Origin of the sequence: Brevundimonas sp. (genome assembly GCF_024711105.1) — a bacterium.
Lineage (GTDB): Bacteria > Pseudomonadota > Alphaproteobacteria > Caulobacterales > Caulobacteraceae > Brevundimonas.
Genome location: NZ_JANJTL010000051.1, coordinates 1 through 10,570, shown reverse-complemented (window position 1 = coordinate 10,570; position 10,570 = coordinate 1). Strand labels below are relative to the sequence as shown.

At 70.0% G+C, this 10,570-nt stretch carries 9 protein-coding genes; 3 read left to right on the top strand and 6 right to left on the bottom strand.

Features of this window, described 5'->3' with window-relative positions:
- The 3 genes from Q0M60_RS04150 to Q0M60_RS04140 form a co-directional block, all read right to left on the bottom strand.
- Window positions 1-1,805, bottom strand: a 1,805-nt coding sequence (locus Q0M60_RS04150; protein ID WP_296816294.1) for a cbb3-type cytochrome c oxidase subunit I, incomplete at its 3' end; no start/stop codon positions are given.
- On the bottom strand, window positions 1,802-2,785 hold the full coding sequence (locus Q0M60_RS04145) for a c-type cytochrome (protein WP_296816291.1): 984 nt from the start codon (window positions 2,783-2,785) through the stop codon (window positions 1,802-1,804). The genes Q0M60_RS04150 and Q0M60_RS04145, both read right to left, overlap by 4 nt.
- A complete protein-coding gene (locus Q0M60_RS04140) occupies window positions 2,745-3,128 on the bottom strand; it encodes a c-type cytochrome (RefSeq protein ID WP_296816288.1) in 384 nt (127 codons plus the stop codon). Before Q0M60_RS04140 ends, Q0M60_RS04145 begins: the two co-directional genes overlap by 41 nt.
- An 85-nt stretch (window positions 3,129-3,213) precedes the next feature.
- Between Q0M60_RS04140 and Q0M60_RS04135 the strand changes: the two genes are divergently transcribed.
- A complete protein-coding gene (locus Q0M60_RS04135; protein WP_296816286.1) occupies window positions 3,214-3,924 on the top strand; it encodes a c-type cytochrome in 711 nt (236 codons plus the stop codon).
- On the opposite strand, the gene Q0M60_RS04130 is transcribed toward Q0M60_RS04135, so the two are convergent.
- Window positions 3,831-4,463: a cytochrome b gene (locus Q0M60_RS04130; protein ID WP_296816283.1), complete on the bottom strand. Its 633-nt coding sequence runs from the start codon at window positions 4,461-4,463 to the stop codon at window positions 3,831-3,833. The genes Q0M60_RS04135 and Q0M60_RS04130 overlap by 94 nt on opposite strands.
- Window positions 4,460-5,203 carry a cytochrome c oxidase assembly protein gene (locus Q0M60_RS04125; protein WP_296816280.1) on the bottom strand — a complete coding sequence of 248 codons (744 nt, stop codon included), beginning with the start codon at window positions 5,201-5,203 and terminating at the stop codon, window positions 4,460-4,462. Before Q0M60_RS04125 ends, Q0M60_RS04130 begins: the two co-directional genes overlap by 4 nt.
- A gap of 121 nt (window positions 5,204-5,324) precedes the next feature.
- Here Q0M60_RS04125 and Q0M60_RS04120 point away from each other — a divergent pair, with 121 nt between their 5' ends.
- Window positions 5,325-7,838 (top strand): membrane-bound PQQ-dependent dehydrogenase, glucose/quinate/shikimate family, encoded by a 2,514-nt coding sequence (locus Q0M60_RS04120; protein WP_296816277.1) that lies wholly within the window; start codon window positions 5,325-5,327, stop codon window positions 7,836-7,838.
- An 8-nt stretch (window positions 7,839-7,846) separates the two neighbouring features.
- On the top strand, window positions 7,847-9,892 hold the full coding sequence (locus tag Q0M60_RS04115) for a TonB-dependent receptor (RefSeq protein ID WP_296816275.1): 2,046 nt from the start codon (window positions 7,847-7,849) through the stop codon (window positions 9,890-9,892).
- Between the two features lie 10 nt (window positions 9,893-9,902).
- Here the strand turns inward: Q0M60_RS04115 and Q0M60_RS04110 are convergent.
- The coding region (locus tag Q0M60_RS04110; RefSeq protein ID WP_296816272.1) for a hypothetical protein at window positions 9,903-10,570 on the bottom strand (668 nt) is incomplete at its 5' end.

Genomic DNA, 10,570 nt, shown 5'->3' with positions numbered 1-10,570 from the left:
GCCAGGGGCCAAGGGGACGGACCGGGCATCGTCTGGACGTATTGGGGCTCCGCCTTGACCGGGCTGGTTATGATCGTCTCGCGCCGGCCCGTCGCCGTGTTGGGCAGCAGGTGTCGACCCTCTTCGACCTCGCGCGAGAGTTCCGGCTGATCCCACAGGGGGTATCGGCTGCGGACGACCGGGATGCTCCGGGTCGAATAGAGGCCGGTCGGCAGCCACTCGAGTGTGCCGCCGCCATAGACGTTGCCAGCGTCGTCATCGACGGTGAAGCGGAAGTTCCGGACCAGGTCGACGATGAACAGGATCACTCCGGCGGCGATCATGAAGGCGCCGACGGTCGAGATCAGGTTCGGCAGGTCCCAGCCCCGATCGGGCAGGTAAGTGTAGACCCGCCGAGGCATGCCCATCAGGCCGGTCAGGTGCATCGGCAGGAAGGTCACGTGCACTCCGCCGAAAAACAGCCAAAAGACCCACTTGCCCAAGCGATCGGACAGGGGTCGCCTGCTGGTCATGGGGGTCCAGAAATAAAGGGCCGCGAACATCGGCAGGACCATGCCGCCGATCAGCACATAGTGGAGGTGCGCCACGATGAAGTAGGTGTCGTGCACCTGCCAGTCGAAGGGGACCAGCGCGACCATCACGCCGGTCAGGCCGCCCATGACGAAGGTGGTCAGCCCTCCAAGCACGAAGAGGCCCGGCGTGTTGAACTGGTACTTGCCCGCAGCGATGGTCGCGATCCAGGCGAAGACCTGCATGCCCGCCGGCACGCTCACGGCCATGCTCGCGGCCGAAAAGAAGCTGACCGAGAGCGTCGGCATTCCGGTGGTGAACATGTGGTGGGACCAGACGCCGAAACTGATGAAGCCGGTCGCCACCAGAGCGAGCACCACCAGCCGGTAGCCGACCAGCGGCGTGCGGGCGAGCGCCGGGATCATCATCGACATCAGGCCGGCCGCCGGCAGGAAGATGATGTAGACCTCCGGGTGGCCGAAGAACCAGAACAGGTGCTGCCACAGCACCGGGTCGCCGCCGCGCGTCGGGTCGAAGAAGGGCCAGTCCAGCGCCCGCTCTAGCTCGAGCAGCAGCGTGCCCAGGATGATCGACGGAAATCCGATCACGATCATGGCGGCGAAGACCAGCATCGCCCAGGCGAACATAGGCAGGCGCGCCAGGGTCATGCCCGGCGCGCGTGTCTTGAGCACACCCACGATGATCTCGATGGCCCCGGCGATGGCGGAGATCTCGATGAAGCCGATGCCGAGCAGCCAGAAGTCCGCGTTAATGCCGGGCGAGAAGTCCTTGCTGGTCAGCGGCGGGTACATGAACCAGCCGCCGTTCGGCGCCAGGCCGAAGAAGATCGAGCAGAAGAAGGCCAGGCCGCCGACCAGATAGGCCCAGAAGGCGTAGGCCGACAGGCGCGGGAACGGCAGGTCGCGCGCCGCCAGCATCTGGGGCAGGAGCAACACGCCCAGCGCCTCCACGGCCGGCACGGCGAAGAGGAACATCATCACCGTGCCGTGGGTCGAGAAGACCTGGTTGTAGGTCTCCTGGGGCAGGACCCCGTTCATCGGCAGCGCAAGCTGGGTGCGCATCAGCAGGGCCAGCACGCCCGCCAGGCAGAAGAATAGGAAGGCCGCGCCGACGTACCAGACGCCGATGTAGTTGTTGTTGACCGCGGTGATAAGGCCGAGGCCCCTGGGCTGCTCCCACACCTTCTTCAGGTGTTCGAACTCGCCGGGCGGGCGATCGCCTGCGGTCGGGAAACGGTCCAGGAGGGCCGGATCGAAGTCCGGCCGGGACGTCATCTCAGGCCCTCCAGATAGGCGGCGACCGCTTGGAGATCTTCGCCCGAGAGATTGCGGTAGGTCGGCATCCGATTGCCGGGCTTGATCGTCTGGCTATCGGCCACCCAGCCGGCCAGGGTGCCGCGATTGTTGTCGAGGATGCCGGCGCCGATCATGGCCCTGGACCCGACGGTGGACAGGTCCGGCCCGGCCAGGCCTGCGGCCTGTGTGCCCCGGATGGCGTGGCAGGCCGCGCAGCCGTTCTCCATGAAGACCGCCTGGCCTCGCGACTGCAGCGCGCCCGTCGGAGGCGCGCGGTCCTGCTGTTCACGGTCAAACCACTGGTCGTAGGCCTCCCCGGGCATGGCGATCACCATGAAGCCCATCAGGGCGTGCGGCCCGCCGCAGTATTCGGCGCACTGGCCGCCATAGGCCCCGGGCTCGTCGGCCTGGAGCCGCAGGATGTTGCGGCGGCCGGGGATCATGTCGAGCTTGCCGGAGAGGCGAGGGACCCAGAAGGAGTGGACGACGTCGGCCGACTCGAGCTCGAACACGACGGGGCGGCCGGCCGGAATGCGCACCTCGTTGGCGCTCTGGAACAGCTCGCGGCCGTCTTCGTCGAGGTAGGCGACGCGAAACCACCACATCTCGCCAGTGACCCGGATGCGGATCTCGTCGCCGGTAGAAACGGGCGTCAGTCGGCTCGTTAGGCTCAGGCCCCAGACGAGCAGGGCGCTGAGCACCACGACCGGAAAGCCCAGGCCGGCGATCCAGATCAGCCGCTCGTGGCCGAGCCGGCGCTTCCAGGTCTGGCCGCCAAACAGACCAAGCCCGAGCGCGGCGACCACGACCAGGAGCACGCCCGCTGCCATGATCATCAGCGCCCAGGCGAGGATCGTGACCGAGAGGGCGGCTGGACCCGCCGGGTCGAGCACCGGCGGCGGCCATCCGGCGAGCGCCTCAGTCATCATGGAGGGTGTAGAGGTAGGCCGCGACGTCACGCGCCTCCTCCTCCGAAAGGGGCATGGGCGTCATTCCGGTTCGCGGGTCGAGGGAGGGCGCGTCCCGCACCCACCTGGCCAAGGTGTCCGGCTGATTGGGAAAGCGGCCTGCGATCAAAGTCCGCTCGCCGAAGCCGATCAGCGGCGGACCGACCGTGCCCCGGGGCCAGTCGACGCCCGGAATGACATGGCAGGCGCCGCAGCCGACGTCCCGCACCAGTTCAAGGCCGCGATGGGCGTCCCCGTCCGCCGCCTGAACCACCCGGACGGGCTCGCCGCCGCAGCCGGACAGCAGCAGCAGGCACGGCGCGGCCAGGCACGCGATCTGCGAGCTCGATCCCATCGACTCCCCTCGAAGTTCGCAAGGTCAACAGCAAAGCTGCCCGGATGTTCCAGGAACCGTGGCGGTTCGCCGGGGTTCGCAAGGAATGAGGTCCCCGTCCGCCGCTGCATGCCTGCTGCTCCTCGCGGCCTGTGACCTGCCGAGTTCCGAACGGCCGGACCCCTTCACCCGAACCGGCGAGATGGTGGCGCTCAGCGGGGGCGATGGCGGCGCGGCCAACGCGTGCGTGGTCTGCCACGGCGTCGACGGCGCCGGAGACGGCGCGGGCACGCCGCGCCTGGCCGGGCTCGACCAGGGCTATCTGCTCAAGCAACTTCACGACTATGCCGACGGGCGCAGGCCGGATCCGGTCATGGGCCCGGTCGCGCGCGCGCTCGACGATCGGCAGATGCGTCTGGTTTCCGAGTGGTACGCCAATCTCCCGCCTCGATCAGCTGGAGAGGTTAGTCGAGCGGTCGATCCGGTGGCCGCTGCGCTCTTCCACGAGGGGGACACCGAGCGCGGGCTCACCGCATGCGGCGTCTGTCACGGCGCCGACGGCCGGAGCGCGCCGGGCGGACCGGCGCTCGCCGGACAGCCCGCGTCCTACCTCGATGAGCAACTCCGGCGCTGGCGTACCAGCGAGCGGCGCAACGACCCGCGCAACCTGATGCTCGAGATCAGCCGGCGCCTGACCGACGCCGAGGTTCAGGCGGTCTCGGCCTATCTGGAGGGGCTGCCGGTCGGCCCGTCGGGATCGAGTTCGTCCAGCACGGGCGCCATGCCCGGAAGCACGTCGTCCCTGTCCCAGAAATAATGCTTCAGCGCGGCCCCGACGTGGGCTGGTATCAGGAGCAGCATCCCCCAGATGGCCAGCCAGTGCAGCGTCTCGGCCCATTCCTCGATGCGCCAGCGGGTCTCCTGGGACAGGCCTTCCAGCGGCAGGTGCGGCCAGGGCAGGCCGAACAGGCTCAGCGGCACGTCCCGACCTGTCGCGGACAACATGCCCCAGCCGGAAAGGGGCAGGGCGAGGAACAGCGCATAGAAGGCGAAGTGGGTGAGGTGCGCCGCCTTGCTCTGCCAGCCGGGCTTGTCGGCGTCGTTCACCGGGCCGGGAATGAAGATCCGCCACACCATGCGCAGCAGGGCCAGGGTGAGGATCAGGAGTCCGAAGGCGGCATGGATTTCATAGGCGTCCAGCTTGTCGCCACCGACCGGCAGGCGGCTAGTCCGCCACCCCCACCACAGCTGAAAGGTGATCAAGGCCGCCATCGTCCAGTGGAAGGTCACCCCGACCGGCGAGTAGCGCTTCTCGTCGGTGTGGAGGCGCGCCCAGGCTCGTAGCCGTCGGATCATCGGCCGGGCTGGGGCGCGGGCGCTTCGGACAGCATCGGAAGCAGCCTCGCCAAGGCGACCAGAAGGTAGAGGCCCGCCATCGGCGCCCACATGATCAGGCCCGCTATCTGCTGGTCCTCAAGCGCCGTCAGGCCCCAGGCGGCGGTCGTGACGAAGTGGGGCGCATAAACCGCTTCCGGCGCCAGGGCGATCAGGGCGCCCAGCAGGCCCATCTGGGCCATGGTGAAGACCAAAGCCATCGCCGCGCCGAGCGCCGAAGCGGCCAGGATCGCGCGCCAGAACACCGCCGCGCTGGCGAGCAGGCTCAGCTGCATCAGCCAGTAGCCCGCGTCGCTCGACAGCGCCCAGGCATAGGGCGCAGGCGCGTGCCAGACCCACAGGATTATCGCGTGGAGCACGGCGGCCGCCGCCAGGCCGAGTCCCGAACCGCGCTCCGTTCGCCAGGCGAGCGCCAGAAGCGGGGCGGCGACGAGGATCAGCAACGCATGGTGCACGACGCGGGCGGCGAACAGGGCGCTGGTCAGGGCGCAGAGCGGAGACACGAAGGCCACGACGAGCACGCCGAAGCCGAGCACCGCCGACGCATCCTCGCGCCCCAGCCGTCCCTTGCGCGACAGCAGATAGGCGCTCGCCGCAGTCGCCAGGACGCCGAGCAGCCACGGGTCGAGATTCCAGCTGCTCCACAGCGCCTCGGGCGCCGGAGCCGGCCCGCAGTAGACCTGCTGGAAGCGCCCCATCATGGAGTCCGTCCTGGTAGCCAGCCCCGCATCCTGGGCTAACCCGCCGCCGCGCAGACCGGTTCCGAGCGGAACATTTTAGCTTGGCCGTGGTTCGCCAAGGAGGCCGCGACAGGAGGGAGCCGTGCCAAGCTACCGGATGAACGCCTGGGATCGCTCGCTTGGTCTCGCCGCCTGGCTGGTGATCGTGCTTGGGGTGGTGCTCACCCTGATCGGTGTTCCGCTGGTCATCGGCGGCGTCTGGCTGATCGCGCTCGGTGGCTCCTGGTACTATCTCCTGGCTGGCCTGGGCCTGGTCGCCTCTGGCGCCCTGATCGCCAGCGGACGGCTCATCGGCGCCTGGGTGTACATCGCGCTCTATGTGCTCACGATCATCTGGGCCTTGTGGGAGGTCGGGCTGCAGGGCTGGCCGCTCGTACCGCGTGTTCTGGCGCCCACGATTCTGCTGCTTCTGGTTCTGCTGGCTGTGCCGGTGCTGCGCGGGCGGGGCGGCAGGTCCTGGCTGATGATGCTGGGGGCGGCGGGCGCCTTCATGCTCGTGGGCGGCATCGCTATCGCGGTGGCCAATCGCGCCGACGATCCAGCCGATCTGCCCGGCACGCTCGCGGGGGGCATGGGCGATCCGTCGCTGATGCGCACCGGCTCGGACTGGCCCGCCTACGGCGGCACCGACGCCGCCCGCCGCTGGTCGCCCCTCGATCAGATCACGCCCGACAACGTCGATGAGCTGGAACGCGTCTGGACATATCACACGGGCGACACGCCCGAGGAGAAGTGGGGCGCAGAGACCACCCCGCTCAAGATCGGGGACACCGTCTATCTCTGCTCGGCTCGGAACATCCTGATCGCCCTGGACGCCGGCACCGGCGAGGAGCGCTGGCGCTACGATCCGGAGGTCAGCGACGACTACATCCCATACACGGCCGCTTGCCGCGGCGTGGCCTACTATGACACCCGAAACGCGCGCGGCGCCGACGCGGTCTCCGCCGACGACAGCCAACCCCGCACCGTCGCCGCGGCCCAGTCTCCGGCCTCGGCCGCGCGCGGCGGCGGCCTGTGCGTGACGCGCATCATCGAAGGCACGCTCGACGGTCGCCTGATCGCGGTCGACGCCCTGACGGGCCGGCCGTGTCCGGACTTCGGGGAGAACGGGCAGGTCGACATCACCGAAGGCATGGGCGAGATCGTGCCCGGCATGGTGTCGATCACCTCGACCCCCGTCATCGTGCGCGGGGTGGTCGTCACCGGCCATCAGGTGCTGGATGGCCAGAGGAACGACGCGCCTTCGGGCGTGATCCAGGGCTTCGACGCCGTCACCGGCGAGCTGCGCTGGGCCTGGGACATGGCGCGGCCCGACCGGACGGGTCGGCCACCAGAGGGCGAAACCTACACGCCCGGCACGCCGAACATGTGGACCACCGCCTCGGGCGACGAAGCGCTGGGCCTGGTCTATCTGCCGATGGGCAACTCGGCGGCGGACTACTGGTCGAGCGACCGGTCCGCCGAGGAGAACGCCTACGCCACCGCGCTCGTGGCGCTCGACGTCACGACGGGTCGGCCGGCGTGGCGGTTCCAGACCGTCCACACGGACGTCTGGGACTACGACCTCGGTTCGACCGCCACCCTGATCGACTATCCGACTGCGGCCGGCTCAATTCCTGCCCTGGTGCTGCCGAGCAAGCAGGGCGACATCTACATCCTGGATCGTCGCACCGGACAGCCGCTGACGCCGGTGGAGGAACGCCCGGTTCCCCAGGGCGGCGTCGAGCCGGAGATGCGGACCGAGACCCAGCCCTTCTCCGCCTACCACACCCTGGCGCGGCCGCGCCTGACCGAGCGGGACATGTGGGGGATCAGCGCGATCGACCAGATGATCTGCCGGATCGGTTTCCGTCAGGCGGCCTATGACGGCATCTACACTCCTCCGACCTCGGATCAGCGCTGGATCCAGTACCCCGGCTACAACGGCGGCTCGGACTGGGGCGGCGTGGCCGTCGATCCGGTTCGTGGCCTGATCATCGCCAACTACAACGACATGCCGAACTACAACCGGCTGGTGCCCCGCGAGGAGGCCAATGAGATGGGCTGGTTCCCGCGCGGCGACCCGCGCCTGGCCGAACAGACGCCCGGGTCGCGAGGCGGCGTCCCCGAAGGCGCCGAGGGCGCGGGCGATCCGCAGATGGGCGTGCCCTACGCCATCGACGTCAACGCCGGCTGGCGAATGAGTTCGACGGGCATGCTCTGCAAGGAGCCGCCCTACGGGGGCATCCGGGCCATCGACCTGCGCACCGGCGAGACCGTCTGGGACCGGCCCTTCGGCCAGGCCCGGCGCAACGGGCCCTTCGGCATCCCCTCCATGCTGCCCATCGACATCGGCACACCCAACAACGGCGGCGCGGTGGTCACGGCCGGCGGCCTGGTCTTCATCGCCGCGGCCACGGACAACCTCATCCGGGCCATCGACATCGAGACGGGCGAGACCCTGTGGAGCGACGTGCTGCCGGCGGGTGGGCAGGCGACGCCGATCGTGTACGAGGATGGCGGACGCCAGTTTCTGGTGATCATGACGGGAGGACACCACTTCATGGAGACGCCCCCCGGCGACGAAGTCATCGCCTACGCCCTTCCGCGCGGGTGAGCTCGCTGTTGAGTCCTGGTCTTTTCGCCGCGGCGGCGCTCGCCGCCCAACCGGCGAGCCCGACCCCCGTCGAGGAGGTGGTCATCACCGGCGCGCGCCTGCCGCCGCTGGTGGCCGAGCGCGCCTATTCCACCGTGACGCTCGACGAGGCGGCGCTGGATGACGGGCGCCGGCTTGACGAAGCCCTGACGGACACCCCCGGCGTCTCCCTGTTTCGGCGCACCTCGAGCGCGGCGGCCAATCCCACCACTCAGGGCCTCTCGCTCCGCTCGATCGCGCCCTCGGGGGCGGGGCGGGCCCTTGTGACCCTGGACGGCGTGCCCCTGAACGATCCCTTCGGGGGCTGGGTGGTGTGGAGTCAGCTGCCGTCCGAGGCGGTCGACCGCGTCGACATCGTGCGCGGCGGCGGGGCGGGGGCCTATGGCGCAGGCGCCCTGACCGGCGCGGTGATCCTTCGCGAGCGCGACGTCAGAGACGTGCTGGACCTCTCGCTCGCCGAGCGCGGCGGTCGCCGCGCCGCCGGCTGGGGGCGGATCGGCGTGGGGCCCCTTCGACTGTCCCTCGCCGGCCTCACCGAAAACTCGGACGGCTACACGCCGGTGAGGGGCGCTGACGCCGGGGCCGCCGACCAGCCGCTGGGTCTCGACGCGCTGAGCGGCGCGATCCGGCTGGACGGCGGCCTCGGAGCGCGAGCCACGGCCTCTTTTCGCGCCGCAGCGTGGGAGGAGGAGCGCGGCTCGGGCCTTGCGGGCGGAGGATCCCGCGCCTCAGGCCAGCTCCTGTCCCTCACGGCCGCCGCGGCGCCGGCGGATGGCCTCCTGGGCTGGCGCGTGCAGGCCTGGACGCATGGCAGCGACCTTTCGAACCGCTTTGTGGCGGTCGCGGACGATCGATCATCCACCAGCCCCGCCAGCAGCCAGGACGAAACGCCGGCGCGCGGGTGGGGCCTGAACGCCGCGGTGCGGCGAAGCCTGGCCTGGTCCTCCGGACGGCTCGAATGGGAGATCGGCGCGGACGCCCGCCATGCGCGGGGCGAGACGCGCGAGCGCTCCCGCTTCATCGGCGGAGCCTTCACGCGCAGTCGCGTCGCCGGCGGCGAAGCCCTCGTCGCTGGGGGCTATGGCGAAGTCTCCTGGTCCGCAGGGCCCTGGCTGGCCACGGGCGGGGCCAGGCTGGATCACTGGCGCAACAGCGATGGCCGCCGCCTCGAACGTGACCTTGCGACGGGGCTTCCGACCCTCGAACTGTCCGCGCCCGACCGGGACGGCTATGTCGCCAGCGGCCGTGCCGCGCTACGGCGCGATCTCGGGGACTGGGTCCTACGTGCGGCCGGCTACACCGCCTTTCGCCCGCCGACTTTGAACGAGCTTCATCGGCCCTTTCGCGTCGGCAACGACATCACCGAGGCGAACCCCGCGCTTGAGCCGGAGCGGTTGCGCGGCCTTGAGGTCGGGGCCTCCTGGCGCTCCGGGGCCGCGACGCTCGACGCCACTGTGTTCTGGAACGAGATCGACGACGCCATAGTCAACGTAACCCTGGCCCAGGGGCCGGGGACCTTCCCGGTCGCCGGCTTCGTGCCGGCGGACGGCGTGCTCCGCCAGCGCATGAATGCGGGAACCATCCGCGCCCTGGGGCTTGAGGCCGAGGCCGGCTGGCGATCGGGCCCGATCGAGGTGCGTGCCGCGCTCGCCCTCACGGAGGCCGAGGTCGACGGCGGCGCAGACGCCCCTCAGCTGACCGGCCTGCGGCCCGCCCAGGCGCCGGAGTTGAGCGCGCTCCTAGCCGTAGCCTGGACGCCCGCCGAGCGCCTGAGGCTCGAAGGGCGGCTCCGCTTGGAGGGAGAACGGTTCGAGGACGACCTCAACAGCCGTGTTCTCGAAGAGGCCGCGACCGTCGATCTGCGGGGCGAGTGGCGGTTGACCGACACCGCGCTCCTCTGGCTGGCTGCAGAGAACCTGCTGGACGCCGAGGTGGAGGTGTCCGAGACAGCCTCCGGCGTGGCGGGCCTGGGGGCGCCGCGTACGATGCGGCTGGGCCTGAGATTCGGCCTTTGACGACGTCGGATCAGGCGGCGCCTTGCAGCACGTACAGGCCCGCCAGACCCAACCCATAGATCACCAGGACCATGGCGCTGTCCCAGCCCATGCGCAGCACCGTTCGGTCGCGCCGCTCCACCATGCCCATCACATAGACGGCGCAGAGGACGATCCCCAGCATCGCGACCGCGACGGAAAAGCTCCCGACCTCACTCAGGGCCGGACCCGCGCCATCCAGTCCGTCGACCAGGGCGACCAGTGCCACGTCGAACAGATTGCCGCCGAACACGTCGCCGATGGCCATCTGGTGCCGTTTGAGCCTCAGGGCGCCGATGGCGCTCGACAGCTCCGGCAGGGAGGTCGCGCCCGCAAGGAACACCGCCCCGAAGAATCCCGCGCCCAGCCCCGCCTGTTCCGCGATGGCCTCTCCCGTCCGCGTCAGGACGTAGCCCGCAGCCAGGATCAGGGCGGCCGTTGCGGTCAGTAGAGCCATCAGGCGCGGAAGGGGATCGCGCGCCGTCTCGGCCTCCTGCGAGGCGGCCGGCTCCCAGCCGACGGGCCTCCAGGCCGGCGACCTGTCCAGTCCCCTCGCGACCCAGACACAGGCTGCATAGGCCGCGGCCACGCACAGCGAGCCAAGGCCAAACCCCGTTCCGAACAGCTCGAGATCGCCGACCGCCACGAAGCCGGCGGCGA

What these genes read in the sequence shown, in the direction of transcription:
- Q0M60_RS04140 (WP_296816288.1), bottom strand. Translation starts at nt 3,128, where the DNA reads ATGGGATCGAGCTCGCAGATCGCGTGCCTGGCCGCGCCGTGCCTGCTG.
- Q0M60_RS04135 (WP_296816286.1), top strand. Translation starts at nt 3,214, where the DNA reads ATGAGGTCCCCGTCCGCCGCTGCATGCCTGCTGCTCCTCGCGGCCTGT.
- Q0M60_RS04130 (WP_296816283.1), bottom strand. Translation starts at nt 4,463, where the DNA reads ATGATCCGACGGCTACGAGCCTGGGCGCGCCTCCACACCGACGAGAAG.
- Q0M60_RS04125 (WP_296816280.1), bottom strand. Translation starts at nt 5,203, where the DNA reads ATGATGGGGCGCTTCCAGCAGGTCTACTGCGGGCCGGCTCCGGCGCCC.